We start from the raw sequence: 18629 nt of genomic DNA, 5'->3' as shown, positions 1-18629 counted from the left end.
CTGTCCTTGGGATCAGCCGCCGGTCAGTACCACTTCTTCTCTCCGGCGGGGCGCTTCTTGAAGCGCTTCATGCTCCACATGTACTGACTGGGCCACCGGCGCACATAGCTCTCGATGGTCGCACTCAGCGCGGTGACGGCTTCCTGCTCGTCATCACTGTATAACGCTTCGGGGGCCTTCTCGACAATCACCTTGAAACCGTTGTTATCCGGCAGGCGTATGCAATGCAGGAAGATCCCCTGGGCCGCATGACCCTTGAGCAGCCCAGGCACGAACTTGCTGGTCAGCGCCTGGACCCCGAGGAAGGGCACGAACATGCCGCTCTTGAGTGCCGGCTCGGGATCGGCGGGAATACCCACAGCACCGCCCTTGCGCACCTCGCGCATGACACTGATGATGCCCTCGCGGGTGGAGGCCGCCACCTTGTTGCCCAGCTGGGTCCGCTGTCTCTGCAGGAGTTCGTCCACCGCCTTCTGCTTGGGTGGGCGGTAGAAGATGATCGGCGAGCACTTGCGGCAGTACCAGTGGTTGAGCACTTCCCAGTTGCCCAGGTGACTGGTGATGCCGACCACGCCCTTGCCGGAGGCCAGGGCCTCATCCAGCAGATGCTCACCCTCCACCTCGCGGATCAGAGCCACGGTCCTGGCCGGGTCCCACATCCAGGCGCAGGCACTTTCGGCAAAGCTGCGGCCGATATTGACCAGGGTCTCGCCTACCAGCCGCTCGCGCTGCTGCTCCGACAGCTCCGGAAAACAATGGCGCAGGTTGGTACGTACCACCTCCCGCGAGCGATTCGGCAGCTTCCACATGAGCCAGCCGACAAAGGCGCCGACCCGCTGTGCCGCGCCGAACGGCAGCCGCGCGAACAGCTTGAGTGACCCCACCACGATAGCGCCCTTGAGCTTTTCCACCGAGCACACCCCATTTCTGCAAAAAGCGCCATTGTAGCCTGCCCTTCGGCCTCAGCCCACCGCCGGGGCGCAGCTCCACAGCTCGACCACCGGCTGCCCGGCACTCGGCGGTCCCAGCCAGTGAGCCAATGCCCGACACTGGCCTGCAGTACACAGCTGGTAGTCAGCGGCCCGCTCGGCCGTGCTGCGCGCCAGCCGAAGCTGGGCCAGGGGGGCCAGCTGCGGCCGGTAATGCCAGCTGCCGTCACGCAGCACGGCATCCTCGGGGATCTCCATACCGGCTCCACTGCCGCGCACCCGCGCCTCCTGCAGGCGCAGCCCGGACGGCTCCACCCGGTAGTCCTCCTCCCAGCGGATCCGCTCGACGCTGTGCTGCCAGGCCAGGGTGAAGCCGGTCACCGGCAGCTGAGCCCAAATCACCCCCGCCAGGCCCAGGCAGAGCTGCATCATGCGGTCTGCCGAGCACGCCGGGCGCGCCACAGATGCTGGATGACAAACAGCAGTCCGAGGCCTAAGCCCAGTTCATCGGTAACCGGCAGGGCGAGGATCATCAGCGCCCCGGCCAGCAGGCCCAGTGGCGCCTCCCACCAGCGCAGACGCTGGGCCAGATAACCGGTGAACACGATCCCCCAGAGGCCGATCGCAAAACCTGCCTTGCACAGCATGTACAGCGTCGCCCAGAGATCGCCCCCCTGCATCATCAGCGCCGGGCTGTACACCGCCATGAAGGGGACAACGAAGCCAGCCACCGCAATGCGGATGGCCCACAGGCTGATCTTCAGACCACTCTCCCGGGCGATCGGCGCGGCGGCGAAGCAGGCCAGGGCCACCGGCGGCGTCAGGTCGGCCATGATGCCGAAATAGAACACGAACATGTGCGAGACAATCAGCGGCACGCCCAGATCCAGCAGCGCCGGAGCGGCTATCGAGCTGGTGATGATGTAGTTGGGAATGGTCGGAATACCCATGCCCAGCACCAGGCAGGTCAGCATGGTCAGCAGCAGGGACAGGAACAGGTTGTCCTGACCTATGGCCAGAATATAGCCGGCAAAGGTGGAGGCAACCCCGGTCAGCGAAACGATGCCGATGATCACCCCCACCAGCACGCAGGCGATACCCACCGGCACCGCGTGGCGTGCCCCTTCCACCAGCGCATGCAGGCATACCCGCAGGGTGTCCCGCCCGCCGCGGACGAACCAGCAGGCCAGCACCAGCAGGCCGATGACGCCGAAGATCACGCCGATGCCCAGCTGGAAGAAACCGGCGCAGAGGATTCCGAGCGCTACCCAGAACACGACCCGCAGGGCAGTGGAGGACAGCCGAAGGATCAGGGCCGAGCCGAGGATCACGATGGCCGTCAGGGCCAGACCCACGGTACCGGCGAACATGGGCGTGCGCCCGGAGAACAGCAGCCAGATCAGCACGAACAGGGGGATCAGCAGGAACCAGCGCTGGCGCACCGCATCCCAGGCACTGGGGCACTCCTCCTTCGGCAGGCCGTTGAGCTGCGAGCGCTTGGCCTCCAGGTGCACCATCCAGAACACCGATCCGAAATACAGCAGAGCCGGGATCAGCGCCGCCTTGGCCACTTCGACATAGGGCACGTTGATGGTCTCGGCCATGATGAAGGCTACCGCGCCCATGACCGGTGGCATGATCTGGCTGCCCATGCTGGCAGTGGCCTCAACCCCCCCGGCAAAGGCGGCCCTGTAACCGAAGCGCTTCATCAGCGGAATGGTGAACTGCCCGGTGGTCACCACGTTGGCTACCCCCGAGCCGGTGATGGTGCCCATGAGCGCCGAGGACACCACCGACACCTTGGCCGGCCCCCCGGCCCGGTGGCCGAACAGCCCCATGGCAAAGTCGGTGAACAGCCGTATCATCCCGGCCTGCTCGAGGAAGGAGCCGAACAGAATGAACAGGAAGATGTAGGTTGCCGACACGTAGGTGGGCGTCCCGTAGAGTCCCTCGGTACCGAAGGACAGCTGGTTGACGATCTGATCCAGGCCGTACCCCCGGTGCGCCAGGTCGCCGGGCAAGTGATTGCCGAACAGGCCGTAGGCCAGGAACAACCCGCAGATGATCGGCAGGGCAATGCCCATGACCCGCCGCGCGGCCTCGAATACCAGCGCTATCAGCATCAGACCGATGACCATGTCCGCCGTGGTCAGATCACCGGAACGCTGAATCAGATCGGCCTCGAAGTACCACTGATAGAAGAAGGTCGCCATGCCGGCCAGGGCCAGTACCCAGGCCAGGGGCTGCCAGGGCCGGTCGCTGCCACGCACCGGATAGACCAGGTACACCAGCATCAGCAGAAAACCGACGTGCCCGGCCCGCAGCACCTGAGTGGAAACCGGGTGAAACGCGGCGGTGATGATCTGGTAACAGGAAAATGCCAGGGCCACATAGAACAGGGCCCTGGGCCACTCGGCGGGGCTCGCGTGGAGCCCCTGATACTCGCTCATGGGCTACCCCCTGCCGCCGGTTATTGCAGAATGCCTGCTTCCCGATAGTACCTCTCCGCCCCCGGATGCAGTGGGATGGGCAGGTTCTGCGCCGCGTTATCCAGGCTGATTGCCTTGGCGGCGGAATGGGCGTTGCCCAGGGCGTCGAGGTTATCGAAGATCAGCCTGGTCATCTGATAGGCCGTCTCCTCATCTACCCCTTCATGACTGACCAGAATATTGGTGATGGCCACGGTGGGCACATCCTCGTCCTGACCGTCGTAGGTGCCGGCGGGGATCACCCCGGGCTGATAGGCGGCGTTATCGATCTTTTCCACCACCTCGGCGGGAATGGCAACGAAGGTCACCGGCATGGTGCTGGCAAGATCGCGGATGGCTGCCATGCCCAGACCCGAGGACTGCAGAGTGGCATCGAGCTGGCGGTTCTTGATCAGCTCCACCGATTCGGCATAGGGCAGAAACTCGACCCGGCGCATGTCATCGTAGCTCAGGCCGGCGGCGGCGAAGATCGCCCGGGCGTTCAGCTCGGTGCCGGACTTGGGTGCGCCGACGGAGATGCGTTTGCCCTTGAGATCCTCCAGGCTGCGGATGCCCGATTCGGCACTGGCGACCACCTGGATGTAGTTGTTGTAGGTCCCGGCAATGGCCCGCAGCTTGGTGAGCGGCGCCCGGAAACCGGCATCCTCGACGCCGTTCCAGGCATCGGATACCGAGTCGCCCAGCGCAAAGGCCAGTTCGCCACGACCGCTTTGCAGCAGATTGAGATTCTCCACCGAGGCCTTGGTCGCCTGAACCGAGGGCCTGGCGCCGTCAATCTTGCCGTAGAGCTGGGAAATGGCCACACCGATGGGGTAGTAGACCCCGCTGGTACCGCCGGTGAGGATGTTGATGTAGGTCGGTGCCGCGCTGACGGCGGTGGTGATGGTCAGCGTAGCGGCAGCGGCGAGCAGGCCGAGTCGTCTGGTCAGTCGCATGTAGCTCTCCCCTCGTTCTCGTTCATTGTTGTTGTGGGGCGGCACCGGTCTTGCCGCCCAGTTCCGGATAGCGGAAGCAGTCCTCAGTATGGTCCATAACCATCCCGGTCGCCTGCATGAATGCGTAGCAGATGGTAGGACCAACGAAACTGAAGCCGGCCTGTTTCAGTGCACGGCTCATGGCCCGGGCCTCCGGCGTGGTGACCGGCACCTGGCCGTGGTCGGCGAAATGATTGATCTGCGGCTTTCCACCGACGAACTGCCAGAGCCAGTCGACCGGATCCTGTTCCCCGGCCAGCCTCAGCCAGGCCTTCGCATTCTGCCGGGCCGCCCGCAGCTTCAGGCGATTGCGGATGATGCCGGGGTCCTCCGCCAGCTGCTCCAGGTCAGCGTCCGTCTGCGCCGCCATGAACCGGACATCGAAGCCGCGGTAGACCTCCCGGTAACGCTCGCGCTTGCGCAAGATGGTGATCCACGACAGGCCGGCCTGCAGGCCCTCGAGCACCAGCATCTCGAACAGGTGCCCGGGGTCCCGGCTGGGCACGCCCCACTCCTGATCGTGGTAGCGCTGGTAGAGCGGGTCAGTGGTACACCACCGACAACGGCAGGGGGCAGGGACATCGACGGGCATGGCAAGCACCTGAAGGGAACGACCGGATAATCCTAGTCGTCGAAACGCCGACGCGCACGGTCGGCTCTGCACCCTGGGGCCGGCTATGGCGTAATATGACCGTCCAGATCAAACGGAAGCAACAATGCCTGCACACAAGATTCACGCCACAGTAACCCCCCGGGGCAGCATGGAAGTGCTGTCCCGGCGCGAAGTCCGCAAACTCAGCGAAGTCGGCTCCGGCAGCACCTATGAGCTGTTCCGCCAGTGTGCCCTGGCGATTCTCAATACCGGCGTACGGGTGGACGATGCACGCAGCATCCTCGAAGCCTACGCCGATTTCGAGGTATTCATCCATCAGCTCGATCGCGGCGTCTGCCTGGAGCTGCGCAACGCCCCGGCCCACGCCTTCGTCGACGGGCACATGATCTCCAGTGTCCGCGAGATGCTGTTCAGCGCCCTGCGCGATATCGTCTACACCGAGAGCGAGCTGCACAACAACCGGGCGGACCTGAGCACCTCCAGCGGCATCACCGATTATGTGTTCCACCTGCTGCGCAACGCCCGCGCCCTGACCCCGGGCGTGGAACCGCGGATGGTGGTGTGCTGGGGCGGGCACTCGGTCAACGACCAGGAGTACAAGTACAGCAAGCGGGTAGGTCATGAACTGGGCCTGCGCTATTTCGACATCTGCACCGGCTGCGGCCCCGGGGTGATGAAAGGCCCGATGAAGGGCGCCACCATTGCCCATGCCAAGCAGCGCGTGCTGGATGCCCGCTACCTGGGGCTGACCGAGCCGGGCATCATCGCCGCCGAAGCACCTAACCCCATAGTCAACGAGCTGGTGATACTGCCGGATATCGAGAAACGCCTGGAGGCCTTCATCCGTGTTGGCCACGGCATCATCATCTTCCCCGGCGGCGTGGGTACCGCCGAGGAGTTCCTCTACCTGCTGGGCATACTGCTGCACCCGGACAATGCCGAACTGCCGTTCCCGCTGATCCTCACCGGCCCGCGCAGCGCAGCGGACTATCTGCACCAGCTGCATGATTTCGTCGGCGCCACCCTGGGCAACGCCGCCCAGACCCGCTACGAGATCATCATCGAGGACCCCGCCCGGGTCGCCCGCCACATGAAGAAGGGGCTGATAGAGGTCGAGCGCTTCCGTCGCGAGCGCAACGACGCCTTCCACTTCAACTGGCTGCTGAGGATCGACGAGGATTTCCAGCATCCCTTCGACCCTACCCACGAGAACATGGCGGCCCTGGCGCTGCGGCGCGACACGCCCCCGCATCTGCTGGCCGCCAACCTGCGCCGGGCCTTTTCCGGCATAGTCGCGGGTAACGTCAAGGAGCACGGCATACGCCGGATCGAGCAGTACGGCCCCTACGAGCTGCACGGTGATCCACAGATCATGGAGCCCCTGGATGCCCTGCTGCAGGCCTTCGTCGACCAGCAGCGCATGAAGCTGCCCAATGGCACCGCCTACACACCCTGTTACCGGGTGGTCAGTTGAGCCCGGCCACGGTGTAGCGCATCTGCGCTGCACCAGCGGCAGCAGCACGGCAGTGCCGACAAATAGCCGGGCATGCTGTATGCCGTCCCGGCAGAATGTATACTTCGCCCTTTACTTCACAGTTGACCGGTGAAAAAAGTGACACAGACCAATCCTGCTGCCCAGACCTTCCAGGGCCTGATTCTCGCCCTGCAGAGCTACTGGGCGGAACAAGGCTGCGTAATCCTGCAGCCCTACGACATGGAGGTGGGTGCAGGGACGTTCCATACCGCCACCTTCCTGCGTTCGATCGGCCCGGAAATCTGGAACGCGGCCTATGTCCAGCCCAGCCGCCGTCCGGCCGACGGCCGCTATGGCGAGAACCCCAACCGCCTGCAGCACTACTACCAGTTCCAGGTGGTGCTCAAGCCGAACCCGGACAATATCCAGGAGCTGTACCTGGACTCCCTGCGCCACATCGGCATCGACCCGCTGGTGCACGACATCCGCTTCGTCGAGGACAACTGGGAGTCGCCCACCCTGGGCGCCTGGGGTCTGGGCTGGGAAGTCTGGCTCAACGGTATGGAAGTGACCCAGTTCACCTACTTCCAGCAGGTCGGCGGGGTCGAGTGCTACCCGGTCACCGGCGAGATCACCTACGGTCTCGAGCGCCTGGCCATGTACCTGCAGGGCGTGGACTCGGTCTACGATCTGGTCTATTCCGACGGCCAGTTCGGCAAGGTCACCTACGGTGACGTGTTCCACCAGAACGAGGTGGAGCAGTCGACCTACAACTTCGAGCAGGCCAACGTCGAGAAGCTGTTCGAGCTGTTCAGCTTCTATGAAAGCGAAGCCAACCGGCTGATCGAGGCCGAGCTGCCGCTGCCGGCCTATGAAATGGTCATGAAGGCCTCGCACACCTTCAACCTGCTGGACGCCCGCCGGGCCATCTCGGTGACCGAGCGCCAGCGTTACATCCTGCGGGTACGCACCCTGGCACGCTCGATCGCCCACGCCTATCTGCACGCCCGCGCCCGCCTCGGCTTCCCCATGGCCACCCCGGAGCTGCGTGACGAAGTACTGGCCAGACTGAAGGAGGCCGAATGATGCAGGCACAGGATTTTCTGGTTGAACTGGGCACCGAAGAACTGCCCCCCAAGGCCCTCAGACAGCTCGCCGAGGCCTTCCTCGCCGGTGTCGAGAAGGGTCTGAAGGAAGCCGGCCTGGGCTACCGGGCGGCCCGTCATTACGCCGCTCCCCGCCGGCTTGCCGTGCGCGTCGAGCAACTGGCTACCCAGCAGCCGGACCGCACCCAGCAGATGGACGGCCCGCCGCTGCAGGCCGCCTTCGGCGCCGACGGTCAGCCGACCCCGGCGGCCCTGGGCTTTGCCCGCAAGTGCGGGGTCGAGCTGAGCGAGCTGGACCAGAGCGGACCGCGCCTGCGCTTCGTGCAGACCATTCCCGGTCAGCCGGCCAACGCACTGCTGCCGGGTATCGTCGACCAGGCCCTGGCCGATCTGCCGATTCCCAAGCGCATGCGCTGGGGTGCCGGCAAGACCGAATTCGTACGCCCCACCCAGTGGCTGGTGATGCTGCTCGGCGAGGATGTGATCCCCTGCCGGATCCTGTCCCGCCAGGCCGGTCGCGAATCCCGCGGCCACCGCTTCCACCATCCTGCTGCGGTCAGCATCAGCAGCCCGGCCAGCTATGCGGATGACCTGCGCAAGGCCCACGTCATCGCCGATTTCGCCGAGCGCCGCGAGCTGATCAGCCGCCGCGTCAGCGAGCTGGCCGCCGAGCAGCAGGGCAGTGCCATCGTGCCGGACAGCCTGCTGGATGAGGTGACCGCCCTGGTCGAATGGCCGGTGCCGCTGGTCTGCAGCTTCGAGGAACGCTTCCTCGAAGTGCCCCAGGAGGCATTGATCTCCACCATGCAGGACAACCAGAAGTACTTCTGCCTGCTGGATGCCGAGGGCAAGCTGCTGCCGCGCTTTATCACCGTAGCCAACATCGAGAGCACCGACCCGGCGCAGATCATCGCCGGCAACGAGAAGGTGGTGCGCCCGCGTCTGACCGACGCCGAGTTCTTCTTCCAGCAGGACAAGAAACACCGGCTCGAGGAAAACAATCAGCGGCTGGCCAACGTGGTCTTCCAGGCCCAGCTGGGCAGCGTCTATGACAAGGCCCTGCGCGTATCCAGCCTGGCCGCCTTCATTGCCGAGAGCATCGGCGGCAACCCGGCCAACGCGGCCCGTGCCGGTCTGCTGAGCAAGTGCGACCTGGCCAGCGAGATGGTCGGCGAGTTCCCCGAGCTGCAGGGTATTGCCGGCTACTATTACGCCCGTCATGACGGCGAGGCCGAGGATGTGGCGCTGGCCCTGAACGAGCAGTACATGCCCCGGGGTGCCGGCGCCGAGCTGCCCAGCACCCTGACCGGCGCGGCGGTAGCCCTGGCCGACAAGCTGGACACCCTGGCAGGCATCTTCGGTATCGGCATGCTGCCGACCGGCAGCAAGGACCCCTACGCCCTGCGCCGGGCGGCGCTGGGTGTGCTGCGCATCCTGATCGAGAAGCAGCTGGAGCTGGACCTGCACACCGCACTGCAGACCGCCGTCAACCAGTACGGCAGCGCCGTGAAGAGCGACGGTCTGGTCGACCAGGTGCAGGACTTCATCTTCGACCGCCTGCGCGCCCGCTACGAGGACGAGGGCATCGATGTGGCCGTGTACCAGTCGGTACGCTCGGTACACCCGGACTCGCCGCTGGACTTCGATCAGCGCGTGCAGGCGGTCCAGGCCTTCCGCCGTCTGCCGGAGGCCGAGGCGCTGGCGGCAGCCAACAAGCGGGTAGCCAACATCCTCGCCAAGGCCGACAGCACGGTACCCGGCACGGTGGATCAGCAACTGCTCAGCGAAACCGCCGAACAGGCACTGGCCGCCGCCCTGAGCGACGCCGAGGCCGCTGTGGCACCGCTGGCCCGGCAACGCCAGTACAGCGCCACCCTGAACCGTCTGGCCGCCCTGCGCGAACCGGTGGATGCCTTCTTCGATCAGGTCCTGGTCAATGCCGAGGATGAGCGCATCCGCGCCAACCGTTATGCATTGCTGGCCCGTCTGCGGGGCCTGTTCCTTGGCGTGGCCGATATCTCGCTGCTCGGATGAAGCTGATCATTCTGGACCGCGACGGGGTCATCAACGAGGACTCCGACGCCTTCGTGAAATCGGTCGAGGAATGGATTCCCCTGCCGGGTTCCATTGAAGCCATCGCCCGCCTGAGCAAGGCCGGCTGGACAGTGGCAGTGGCCACCAACCAGTCCGGCCTGGCCCGGGGCTATTTCAGCGAAGAAACCCTGGAAGCCATGCACCGCCGCCTGCGCGAGCTGGTCGCGGAGCAGGGCGGCCGGGTCGATCTGATCCGTCACTGTCCGCACGGTCCCGATGACGGCTGCGACTGCCGCAAGCCGTTGTCCGGCCTGTTCCGCAGTATCGCCGAGCACTATCAGGTCTCCCTGAACGGCGTGCCCACCGTCGGCGACAGCCTGCGCGATCTGCAGGCGGGCGTGGCAGTCGGCTGCCGCCCCTATCTGGTGCGCACCGGAAAGGGCGCACAAACGGAACAAAAGGCACTGCCAGAAGGTACCCGCGTGTTCGATAATCTGGCTGCCGTTGTCACTCACCTGCTGGAAAACTGATCATGTCCGTGTTCATGGGCCTGCGTGTCATCCTGTTCTACCTGCTGCTGTCCACCAGCGCCGTGCTCTGGGCCATCCCCATGATCCTGATCGGCGCCTTCCTGCCGTACCGGCTGCGTTTCAAGCTGGTGCTGCAGTGCTGGTGCCGTCTGGCTGTCTGGCTGGCCAGAACGGTGGTCGGCATCAATTACCGGGTGACCGGTCTGGAGAACATCCCGGACCAGCCCGGTGTGATCCTCGCCAACCACCAGAGCACCTGGGAAACCTTCTTCCTGCAACTGGTGTTCGCCCCCCAGACCCAGCTGATCAAGAAGGAGCTGCTGTACGTTCCCTTCTTCGGCTGGGCCTTTGCCCTGATGAAACCCATCGCCATCAACCGCAGCAAGGCCCGCAGCTCCCTGCAGCAGCTCAACCGTATCGGCGGCCAGCGGCTGCGTGAGGGCCTCTGGGTACTTGTATTCCCGGAGGGGACCCGTGTCGCCCCCGGTGAGCCGATCAGGTTCAGCCGCGGCGGCGCCGCGCTGGCCTGCGCCAACAACGCGCCCATAGTGCCGGTGGCACACAATGCCGGCGAGTTCTGGCCGCGCCGTGGCTGGGGCAAGCGGCCCGGCACCGTACAGGTGCATATCGGGCCGGCCATCCATCCCAAGGGGCAGGATCCGCGTTCCATAGTCGAGGCCCACAAGCAGGCCGAAAACTGGGTGCAGCAGACCATGCTCGAGATCCAGCAGCGCTGAGCTATGCTCAGGGTTGATTTCAGTCAGGACAGTGTCATTCCATGGACGTCTTTCGTTATCTGCACGCGCTTTCCGAACGCAACGGCTCCGACCTGTTTTTCAGTGTAGGTGCCCCGGTCACCCTCAAGCGCGAGGGTCACTATCACCCGCTTGAGGAAAAGCCTCTGGGCCCGGGCGAGGTCAAGCAGCTGGCCTACCAGCTGATGAGTCAGAAGCAGATTGCCGAGTTCGAACGCACCCTGGAAATGAACCTGGCGGTGGGCGTGCCCAATGCGGGGCGCTTCCGGGTCAACGTCTACTACCAGCGTGGCGAAGTGGCCATGGTGGTGCGGCACATCAACAACAAGATCCCGCGTATCGCCGAGCTGGGGCTGCCCCCGGTTCTGGAAAAGCTGGTGATGCTCGACCGCGGCCTGATTCTGGTTGTCGGCGCCGCCGGCTCCGGCAAATCGACCACCCTGGCCTCCATGCTCGACTACCGCACCGCCAACCGCGCCGGGCACATTGTCTGCATCGAAGACCCGATCGAGTTCCTGCACCGGCACCAGAAAGCCATCATCGACCAGCGGGAAGTCGGGCTCGATACCATGAGTTTTGCCGAGGCCCTGCGCAACGTCCTGCGCGAATCCCCGGACGTGATCATGATCGGCGAGATACGCGATCTGGAGACCATGCAGCACGCGCTGCACTACAGTGATACCGGTCACCTGGTACTGGCCACGCTGCACGCTACAAACGCCTCACAGGCCGTTGAGCGCATGGTCAACATGTTCCCCAAGGAAGCGCGCAATCAGGTCCTCGGGGACATTGCCATGAACCTGGCTGCGGTCATCGGCCAGCGCCTGGTTCCCGGCGTGGAGAAGAAGCGCGTCGCTGCGGTCGAACTGCTGCTGCGCACTCCCTATATCGTCGACCTGATCGCCCGGGACGAGCTCGAGGAAATCAAATCCGCCATGAGTCGCAGCGCCGAGCTGGGCCTGCAGACCTTCGACCAGCACCTCTACGAGCTGGTCCAGAGCGGCGCCATCAGCCTCGACGAAGCCCTCAAGCACGCCGACTCGCGCACCGACCTCACGCTCAGGGCACGCCTGGAGAAAGGCTTCAGCTATGAAGAGAACGAGATGAAGGTGCTGCGCGACAGCGACCTGACGGACGATTTCAGATAGCGCGGGCAGATCCCCGGATTGGCCAGGGCTGCGGTCGGTACCATACTTGATGGCGTTGCCCCCGACTCGGAGGAGCCGTGCATGAAGAACTACCTGTTGCTGTTGCCGCTGGCCTTCACCCCCTTCATTCACGCGGAGCCCCCGGACTGCGAGGAACACGCCGGCACCACCCTGGATATGAACCTGTGCATCGCCGAGCAGGTGACAGCAGCGGATGAACAGCTCGGCCGATATCTGCAGGCAGCATTGCAGCGCTATTCCGACGATCCGGCGGTGGTGGACCTGCTGCAAGAGTCCCAGGACGCCTGGATGAACTACCGCAAGACCTATTGCGATGCGGTCTATCAGCAATGGTCCGGCGGAAGCATCCGCGGCATCATGACCGGGAACTGCGTTCTGCAGCTGACCCGGCAGCGAACCCTGCAGATCTGGGCGGATTTCCTGACCTATATGGACTCCACGCCGCCGGTCTTGCCGAAGCCGGAATGAGCAAGCTGTTGGAGCTACCCTTGATGGACGGCGATGGCCGGTAACCACCAGGCAAGGGCCAAGAGGGTAGCGAACAGAACCGGCGGGGTGATCAGCAAGCCAATCTTCATGTATTGCCCCCAGGTGATCCGGTAGCCCTTGTCCGCCAGAACATGTAGCCACAGCAGCGTTGCCAGGCTGCCAATGGGCGTGAATTTCGGGCCCAGATCATTACCTATGATATTGGCGTAGATCATCAGCTCCCGGGTCGTTGCCGAAACCTGCGCCTGGTCGATGGCCAGTGCGCCCACCAAAGTCGACGGCATGTTGTTCATGATGGAGGCCACCACGGCCGAGAGGAATCCGGTGCCCACCGTCGCGACCAGATCACCCTGTTGCGCAAGCCAATGGAGGGCGGCAGCTCCCAGGTTGGTCAGACCAGCATTGCCCAGACCATAGACCACCATATACATCCCCATCGAGAACAGTACGATCTGCCATGGCGCGTGGCGCAGGGCGTGGCTTACCGAAACCACAGCGCCCTCACCTTTCTTCCACCAGCGCCCCGCAATCGCCATCAGCAAAAGCGCAGCGGTGCCGGTCACCAGCGATATGGCCACTCCCAACGGCGCTGTAACGAAATAGGCAATAAGCAGCAGCAGAAGGATGGGGAAAGCTGCGCGAAACACCAGCATATCCCTGATTGCGGAATGGGGCGGGTCCAGCGCAGCGACCGAATAATGTCCAGGTATCTGCCGCCCAAACACCAGCCAGAGCACCATCAGGGTGGCCGCCAGCGACACCAGATTGACCGGCACCATGACGACAGCATAACGATCAAAGCCGATATCGAAGTAATTGGCGCTGACGATATTCACCAGATTGGAGATCACCAGAGGCAGGCTGGTAGTGTCAGCGACAAAGCCGGTAGCGATGATGAAAGCAAAAGCGGCAGGCGGGGGGAAGTTCAACCGCAACAGAATGGCGATCACTATGGGGGTCAGAAGCAACGCCGCCCCATCATTGGCAAAGAATGCAGCTATGAGGGCCCCCAGCACCACGATCAGCGGAAACAGCATATGCCCCTTGCCATTACCCCAGCGAGCGACGTGCAGAGCGGCCCAGGTAAAGAAACCGGCGGCGTCCAGTATCAATGAAATGATGATCAGCGCGACGAAGGTGAAGGTCGCGTCCCAGACGATATCCCAGACCACTTCGACATCCGTCCACTGGACGACGCCCAGCAGCAGCGCAACCAGAGCCCCACCGAGCGCGCTCCAGCCGATACCCAACCCTCTGGGTTGCCAGATCACCAGCACGAGAGTGATCGCAAATACAGCAAGTGCCAACATGAAATGGACCTGTGATTCAAAGACTGCGCTGATTGACCCGTCGGGATACCGCTTCAGCAGTTTCCACGCGCTCGGAATAGCGATCGGTGAGGTAGCTGGACCGCCCCCTTGTCAGCCAGGTGAACTTCACCAGTTCCTCACAGACATCCACGATGCGCAGATAAAGGGGTGATGGCTTCATCCTGCCCTCGTCATCGAACTCGGTAAAAGCCTTGGGTACAGAAGATTGGTTCGGGATGGTGATCATCCGCATCCAGCGCCCGAGAATGCGCATCTGATTCACCGCATTGAAACTCTGACTCCCCCCGGAGACCTCCATCACCGCCAGGGTTTTTCCCTGGGTTGGTCTCACGCCACCCAATGCCAGTGGAATCCAGTCAATCTGGGCTTTCATGATGCCGGTCATGGCGCCGTGGCGCTCTGGGCTGACCCATATCATTCCCTCCGACCAGGTAGTCAGCTCACGCAGCTCACGCACCTTCGGGTGCTCGGCATCCGCATCGTCCGGCAGGGGCAGGCCAGATGGATTGAAGGTACGCACCTCGCAGCCGTACCAGCGCAGCAGTCGAGCCGCTTCCTCGGAAACGAGCCGTGAGAAAGAGCGCTCGCGTAGGGACCCGTAGAGCATCAGAATGCGCGGTGGATGGCGAGGATCATCCGGGTGAGCCAGCGCGTCAATATTGATAGGGTGTAGTTCATCCGGATCAATATTGGGTAAGTCGTCGACAGGACTGGTGCTGCTCATGCTTCCTTCCCATCGTAACGTACGACTTCACCGTCTTCCTTGGTAAATTCCTTTACCGGCTCGGCCAACAAATCCAAGACCAACTCAGAAGGCCGACACAACCGTACGCCCTTGTCGGTAACCACGATGGGCCGGTTTATCAGGATCGGATGCTCCATCATGGCATCTATCAACTGCTCATCCGTCAAGCTGGCATCGCCCAGGTTGAGTTCATCGTAGGGGGTGCCTTTCTGGCGCAGGAGTGCTCGCGCTGGTATTCCCATACTTGCGATCAGCTCGACCAGACGCTCCCGCGTCGGCGGCGTCTGGAGATATTCGATGACTTCCGGTGTTTCGCCAGAAGCCACTATCATCGCCAGGGTGTTACGAGAGGTGCCGCATTTCGGGTTGTGATAAATCTGGATTTTCATGCTGGTTGATTCTCTTCTGTGGTGGGGGAGCATCCTGACAAAGCAGCCATTAGCGGCTCGCATACTTCCGGGTGGCCAGCGCAACAATCGCGAACCATGAACGAAATGGTCTTTTTCATATGATCCAGGTTCGCTCGGTAGATGATGGAGCGACCCTGCCTCTGAGATACCGCCAGATGCGCTCGGGTCAGCACCCCAAGATGAGCTGACATGGTGTTGTGAGGGACCGCCAATTGGCGGGCAATTTCGCCCGCGGCCAGTCCCTGGGGCTCATGGCGCACAAGAAGCCGAAAAACCTCCAAACGGGTTTCCTGAGAGAGTGCAGCAAAGGTGTCGAGCGCGTTTTTCATTTCCATATGTCGGAGAATATAGACATAATGAACCTCCGGCAATGTTCTTCGCCTTGTGCCTCAGCCCAGCTCGAAGATCACTGGCGGGTTGGTCGGTTCATAGCGCTCGGTACAGGTACTGGCGTTGATCAGGGTAGTGTCATCCCGTTGATAGCTGCCATAGCCCTCGTGGATATGCCCGAAGATATGGGCTTTCAGGCGCAGCTCATCGATTCGATCCAGCAGATCCCGGCAACCGACATTGCTTCCACCGATACAACTGGTGTCGCCAACCCCCTGCGGCGGGCCGTGGGTGATCAGCACATCGGTGTTATCCGGAATCAGCCCCCAGGCATCGCTCAGGGGCTTCCCCCTGTCCAGCATGAACGCCCAGTGCATGAATGTCGGTGTCCAGGGCGAGCCCCAGAAACGCATACCCTCAATCTCGACCCCGCTGTCCTGCAGATAGATGGCGTGGGTCAACAGGGCGCGGGCCTGCTCGGGCTCATCCTGAAAGGCCCAGTCGTGATTACCCGCGATGACAATCTTGTGCCTGTGGGGCAGGGAACCCAGCCAGACATTGAGCTCTTCGATATTTTCCAGCGTGCCCTGACCGAGGCTGTCACCGGCGTGGATCAGCACGTCTCCGTCCGGGATATGAGGGATTTCCCGGTGCAGGCTGTGGGTATCCGAGATGCAGACCAGCTTCATGGCAAGGCTCCGGGTAAGTGAGATGGAGGTAGCCAAGCGCAGCGGCCCTCCCCCTGGCGCACAGAAGGCCCGGCAGTCACCTGTCGGGCCTTCTTCCTTGTTTCTGAGGGCCCCTCCTGGCTGGAGCCCCGTAGCTACGCATCAAACATCGAGATTGGATACTGCCAGGGCGTTCTGCTCGATGAACTCGCGGCGGGGTTCCACGTGGTCGCCCATCAGGGTGTTGAAGATCTGGTCGGCGGCGATGGCGTCGTCGATGGTGACCTGCAACATGCGGCGGTTTTCCGGATCCATGGTGGTTTCCCACAGCTGGTCGGCGTTCATCTCACCCAGCCCCTTGTAGCGCTGGATGGTATGACGACGAGCTGTTTCGTTCATCATCCATTCGATGGCTTCCTTGAAGTAGCGGATGGGCTTCTTCTTCTCGCCACGCTGGATGTAGGCGCCTTCCTCGAGCAGGGTCTGCAGCTTTTCACCGAGGTCAGCGATGGAACGATAGTCGTTACTGGCGAACAGATCGCGGTTGAAGGTGATATAGCTGGTCTGGCCGTGGCTGATGCTTTCCACCTCGGGCAGCCACAGCTGACGCTCCTTGTCCTCACGCAGGCTGACCAGGTACTCCTGACCGGAACGCTCCTCTTCCTTGACCAGTTTTTCGAATGAAATCAACCAGTTATCCATGAACTCCTTGTCCGCGAGATGCTCCTTGGAGAGGCGCGGCAGGTATATCAGCTGCTCCATCAGCTCCTGGGGATAGAGACGGCCGAGGCGCTTGAGGATCTTCATCACGCTGCGGTATTCGTTGACCAGACGCTCAAGCCCTTCACCGGTGATGCCCGGGGCATGCTCGTTGACGTACAGGTAGGAATCCTCCAGCGCGGACTGGGTGAGGTAATCCTCCAGTGCCTCGTCATCCTTGAGGTACTGTTCCTGCTTGCCCTTCTTGATCTTGTACAGCGGCGGCTGGGCAATGTAGATGTAGCCCTTTTCGATCAGTTCAGGCATCTGCCGGAAGAAGAAGGTCAGCAGCAGGGTCCGGATGTGCGCACCGTCGACGTCAGCATCGGTCATGATGATGATGTTGTGGTAGCGCAGCTTCTCGATATTGAACTCTTCCCGGCCAATGCCGCAGCCCAGAGCGGTGATCAGGGTGCCCACTTCCTGGGAGGAGAGCATGCGGTCGAAACGCGCCTTTTCCACGTTGAGGATCTTGCCCTTGAGCGGCAGGATAGCCTGGGTCTTGCGGTTACGTCCCTGCTTGGCAGAGCCGCCCGCGGAGTCACCTTCCACAATGTAGAGTTCGGACAGCGCCGGGTCCTTTTCCTGGCAGTCGGCCAGTTTGCCGGGGAGACCGGCAATATCCAGAGCGCCCTTGCGCCGGGTCATTTCCCGGGCCTTGCGGGCGGCCTCACGGGCGCGGGCGGCATCGATCATCTTGCCGACCACGGCCTTGGCCTCGTTGGGCTTCTCCAGCAGATAATCGGCGAAAAACTTGTTCATTTCCTGCTCGACCGCGGTCTTCACTTCCGAAGAAACCAGCTTGTCCTTGGTCTGGGAGGAGAACTTGGGATCGGGCACCTTGACCGAAATGATCGCGGTCAGACCTTCACGGGCATCGTCACCGGAGGTGCTGACCTTGAACTTCTTCAACAGACCTTCCTGCTCGATATAGCTGTTGAGCGAGCGGGTGAGGGCGCTGCGGAAGCCCGCCAGGTGGGTACCGCCGTCGCGCTGGGGAATGTTGTTGGTGAAACACAGCAGGTTCTCGTTGAAGCTGTCGTTCCACTGCATGGCCACTTCCACGCCGATCCCGTCATCGCGCTGAACGTTGAAGTGGAACACCGAGTTGATGGTGGTCTTGTTCTGGTTCAGGTATTCAACAAAGGCACTCAGCCCGCCTTCGTAACGGAACAGCTCACGCTTGCCGGTGCGCTCATCGACCAGATGGATGCCCACTCCCGAGTTGAGGAACGACAGCTCGCGCAGTCGCTTGGCCAGAATATCCCAGCTGAAGGTGACGTTGGTGAAGGTCTCGGCGGAAGGTTTGAAATGGATCTGGGTGCCTGTGGTATCCGTGTCCCCGATCGGCGCCAGAGGGGCCTGTGGGACGCCGTGGTGATAGGTCTGCTCCCACACCTTGCCGCCCCGGCGAATGGTCATTACCAGCTCCTCAGAGAGGGCGTTGACCACGGAAACCCCCACGCCGTGCAGGCCGCCGGATACCTTGTAGCTGTTGTCGTCGAACTTGCCGCCCGCATGAAGGACGGTCATGATCACTTCCGCTGCCGACACCCCTTCCTCGTGAATATCGGTGGGGATACCCCGGCCGTTGTCCTGGACGGTAATGGATTCATCGGTATGAATGGTGATGCTGATATCAGTACAATGCCCCGCCAGGGCTTCGTCGATGGAGTTGTCCACCACTTCGAACACCATATGGTGCAGGCCGGTTCCGTCGTCGGTGTCGCCGATATACATGCCGGGGCGTTTACGCACCGCATCAAGGCCCTTGAGAACCTTGATACTTGATGAATCGTAAGCTTTTTGTTCGGTCATTCTGTA

18 protein-coding genes are annotated in these 18629 nt (G+C 62.6%); 7 read left to right on the top strand and 11 right to left on the bottom strand.

What is annotated here, in order from left to right; translation table 11 throughout:
* Nucleotides 1–23 precede the first annotated feature (23 nt).
* The 5 genes from BM046_RS11195 to BM046_RS11175 are packed head-to-tail and all read right to left on the bottom strand — an operon-like array spanning nucleotide 24 to nucleotide 4984.
* A complete protein-coding gene (locus tag BM046_RS11195; protein ID WP_090539509.1) occupies nucleotides 24–911 on the bottom strand; it encodes a lysophospholipid acyltransferase in 888 nt (295 codons plus the stop codon).
* Nucleotides 912–962: 51 nt separating this feature from the next.
* Complete coding sequence (locus tag BM046_RS11190; protein WP_090539507.1) at nucleotides 963–1361, bottom strand: DUF1850 domain-containing protein; 399 nt, start codon at nucleotides 1359–1361, stop codon at nucleotides 963–965.
* Nucleotides 1358–3379 carry a TRAP transporter permease gene (locus tag BM046_RS11185; RefSeq protein ID WP_090539505.1) on the bottom strand — a complete coding sequence of 674 codons (2022 nt, stop codon included), beginning with the start codon at nucleotides 3377–3379 and terminating at the stop codon, nucleotides 1358–1360. Before BM046_RS11185 ends, BM046_RS11190 begins: the two co-directional genes overlap by 4 nt.
* Nucleotides 3380–3399: 20 nt before the next feature.
* Nucleotides 3400–4353: a TAXI family TRAP transporter solute-binding subunit gene (locus BM046_RS11180; protein ID WP_090539503.1), complete on the bottom strand. Its 954-nt coding sequence runs from the start codon at nucleotides 4351–4353 to the stop codon at nucleotides 3400–3402.
* 22 nt (nucleotides 4354–4375) lie between these two features.
* Nucleotides 4376–4984, bottom strand: a complete 609-nt coding sequence (locus BM046_RS11175) for a DNA-3-methyladenine glycosylase I (protein WP_090539501.1) — start codon at nucleotides 4982–4984, stop codon at nucleotides 4376–4378.
* A gap of 124 nt (nucleotides 4985–5108) precedes the next feature.
* Between BM046_RS11175 and ppnN the strand changes: the two genes are divergently transcribed.
* The 7 genes from ppnN (at nucleotide 5109) to BM046_RS11140 (ending at nucleotide 12541) form a co-directional block, all read left to right on the top strand.
* The gene (gene ppnN, locus BM046_RS11170; RefSeq protein ID WP_090539499.1) at nucleotides 5109–6479 is read left to right on the top strand and encodes a nucleotide 5'-monophosphate nucleosidase PpnN; all 1371 of its coding nucleotides are present in this window, start codon (nucleotides 5109–5111) and stop codon (nucleotides 6477–6479) included.
* A 138-nt stretch (nucleotides 6480–6617) separates the two neighbouring features.
* Entirely contained in the window at nucleotides 6618–7565 is a 948-nt protein-coding gene (gene glyQ / locus BM046_RS11165) for a glycine--tRNA ligase subunit alpha (protein WP_090539497.1), read from the top strand.
* Nucleotides 7565–9619 (top strand): glycine--tRNA ligase subunit beta, encoded by a 2055-nt coding sequence (gene glyS / locus BM046_RS11160; RefSeq protein WP_090539602.1) that lies wholly within the window; start codon nucleotides 7565–7567, stop codon nucleotides 9617–9619. Before glyQ ends, glyS begins: the two co-directional genes overlap by 1 nt.
* Nucleotides 9616–10149: a D-glycero-beta-D-manno-heptose 1,7-bisphosphate 7-phosphatase gene (gene gmhB / locus BM046_RS11155; protein ID WP_090539496.1), complete on the top strand. Its 534-nt coding sequence runs from the start codon at nucleotides 9616–9618 to the stop codon at nucleotides 10147–10149. The genes glyS and gmhB overlap by 4 nt, the downstream gene beginning before the upstream one ends.
* Nucleotides 10150–10151: 2 nt before the next feature.
* Nucleotides 10152–10886, top strand: coding sequence for a lysophospholipid acyltransferase family protein (locus tag BM046_RS11150; protein WP_090539494.1), 735 nt, complete (start codon nucleotides 10152–10154; stop codon nucleotides 10884–10886).
* A 41-nt stretch (nucleotides 10887–10927) separates the two neighbouring features.
* A complete protein-coding gene (locus BM046_RS11145) occupies nucleotides 10928–12052 on the top strand; it encodes a PilT/PilU family type 4a pilus ATPase (RefSeq protein WP_090539492.1) in 1125 nt (374 codons plus the stop codon).
* 81 nt (nucleotides 12053–12133) lie between these two features.
* Complete coding sequence (locus BM046_RS11140; protein WP_090539490.1) at nucleotides 12134–12541, top strand: lysozyme inhibitor LprI family protein; 408 nt, start codon at nucleotides 12134–12136, stop codon at nucleotides 12539–12541.
* 14 nt (nucleotides 12542–12555) lie between these two features.
* On the opposite strand, the gene BM046_RS11135 is transcribed toward BM046_RS11140, so the two are convergent.
* From BM046_RS11135 to gyrB, 6 genes are all read right to left on the bottom strand, one after another.
* Nucleotides 12556–13872, bottom strand: coding sequence for an arsenic transporter (locus BM046_RS11135; RefSeq protein WP_090539488.1), 1317 nt, complete (start codon nucleotides 13870–13872; stop codon nucleotides 12556–12558).
* Between the two features lie 16 nt (nucleotides 13873–13888).
* Nucleotides 13889–14617 carry an arsenical resistance protein ArsH gene (gene arsH, locus BM046_RS11130; RefSeq protein WP_090539485.1) on the bottom strand — a complete coding sequence of 243 codons (729 nt, stop codon included), beginning with the start codon at nucleotides 14615–14617 and terminating at the stop codon, nucleotides 13889–13891.
* Nucleotides 14614–15027: an arsenate reductase (glutaredoxin) gene (gene arsC / locus BM046_RS11125; RefSeq protein ID WP_090539483.1), complete on the bottom strand. Its 414-nt coding sequence runs from the start codon at nucleotides 15025–15027 to the stop codon at nucleotides 14614–14616. Before arsC ends, arsH begins: the two co-directional genes overlap by 4 nt.
* Entirely contained in the window at nucleotides 15024–15419 is a 396-nt protein-coding gene (locus BM046_RS11120) for an ArsR/SmtB family transcription factor (protein WP_235818629.1), read from the bottom strand. The genes arsC and BM046_RS11120 overlap by 4 nt, the downstream gene beginning before the upstream one ends.
* A gap of 18 nt (nucleotides 15420–15437) precedes the next feature.
* Nucleotides 15438–16067: a metallophosphatase domain-containing protein gene (locus tag BM046_RS11115; RefSeq protein ID WP_177197847.1), complete on the bottom strand. Its 630-nt coding sequence runs from the start codon at nucleotides 16065–16067 to the stop codon at nucleotides 15438–15440.
* Nucleotides 16068–16208: 141 nt separating this feature from the next.
* Nucleotides 16209–18623, bottom strand: a complete 2415-nt coding sequence (gyrB, locus tag BM046_RS11110; RefSeq protein WP_090539479.1) for a DNA topoisomerase (ATP-hydrolyzing) subunit B — start codon at nucleotides 18621–18623, stop codon at nucleotides 16209–16211.
* Nucleotides 18624–18629: the final 6 nt, after the last annotated feature.

This window comes from Halopseudomonas formosensis (genome assembly GCF_900115905.1).
In the GTDB taxonomy this organism is placed as follows: Bacteria; Pseudomonadota; Gammaproteobacteria; order Pseudomonadales; family Pseudomonadaceae; genus Halopseudomonas; species Halopseudomonas formosensis.
The sequence above is the reverse complement of the archived record's forward strand: the minus strand, read 5'-3'. Positions and strand labels throughout refer to the sequence as shown.

Excerpts from the sequence above, each read along its gene's own strand:
- BM046_RS11115 (WP_177197847.1), bottom strand. The coding sequence starts at position 16,067 with ATGAAGCTGGTCTGCATCTCGGATACCCACAGCCTGCACCGGGAAATC.
- gmhB (WP_090539496.1), top strand. The coding sequence starts at position 9,616 with ATGAAGCTGATCATTCTGGACCGCGACGGGGTCATCAACGAGGACTCC.
- BM046_RS11150 (WP_090539494.1), top strand. The coding sequence starts at position 10,152 with ATGTCCGTGTTCATGGGCCTGCGTGTCATCCTGTTCTACCTGCTGCTG.
- BM046_RS11145 (WP_090539492.1), top strand. The coding sequence starts at position 10,928 with ATGGACGTCTTTCGTTATCTGCACGCGCTTTCCGAACGCAACGGCTCC.
- BM046_RS11180 (WP_090539503.1), bottom strand. The coding sequence starts at position 4,353 with ATGCGACTGACCAGACGACTCGGCCTGCTCGCCGCTGCCGCTACGCTG.
- BM046_RS11135 (WP_090539488.1), bottom strand. The coding sequence starts at position 13,872 with ATGTTGGCACTTGCTGTATTTGCGATCACTCTCGTGCTGGTGATCTGG.
- BM046_RS11140 (WP_090539490.1), top strand. The coding sequence starts at position 12,134 with ATGAAGAACTACCTGTTGCTGTTGCCGCTGGCCTTCACCCCCTTCATT.
- BM046_RS11175 (WP_090539501.1), bottom strand. The coding sequence starts at position 4,984 with ATGCCCGTCGATGTCCCTGCCCCCTGCCGTTGTCGGTGGTGTACCACT.
- BM046_RS11190 (WP_090539507.1), bottom strand. The coding sequence starts at position 1,361 with ATGATGCAGCTCTGCCTGGGCCTGGCGGGGGTGATTTGGGCTCAGCTG.
- gyrB (WP_090539479.1), bottom strand. The coding sequence starts at position 18,623 with ATGACCGAACAAAAAGCTTACGATTCATCAAGTATCAAGGTTCTCAAG.
- arsC (WP_090539483.1), bottom strand. The coding sequence starts at position 15,027 with ATGAAAATCCAGATTTATCACAACCCGAAATGCGGCACCTCTCGTAAC.
- BM046_RS11185 (WP_090539505.1), bottom strand. The coding sequence starts at position 3,379 with ATGAGCGAGTATCAGGGGCTCCACGCGAGCCCCGCCGAGTGGCCCAGG.
- ppnN (WP_090539499.1), top strand. The coding sequence starts at position 5,109 with ATGCCTGCACACAAGATTCACGCCACAGTAACCCCCCGGGGCAGCATG.
- glyS (WP_090539602.1), top strand. The coding sequence starts at position 7,565 with ATGCAGGCACAGGATTTTCTGGTTGAACTGGGCACCGAAGAACTGCCC.
- arsH (WP_090539485.1), bottom strand. The coding sequence starts at position 14,617 with ATGAGCAGCACCAGTCCTGTCGACGACTTACCCAATATTGATCCGGAT.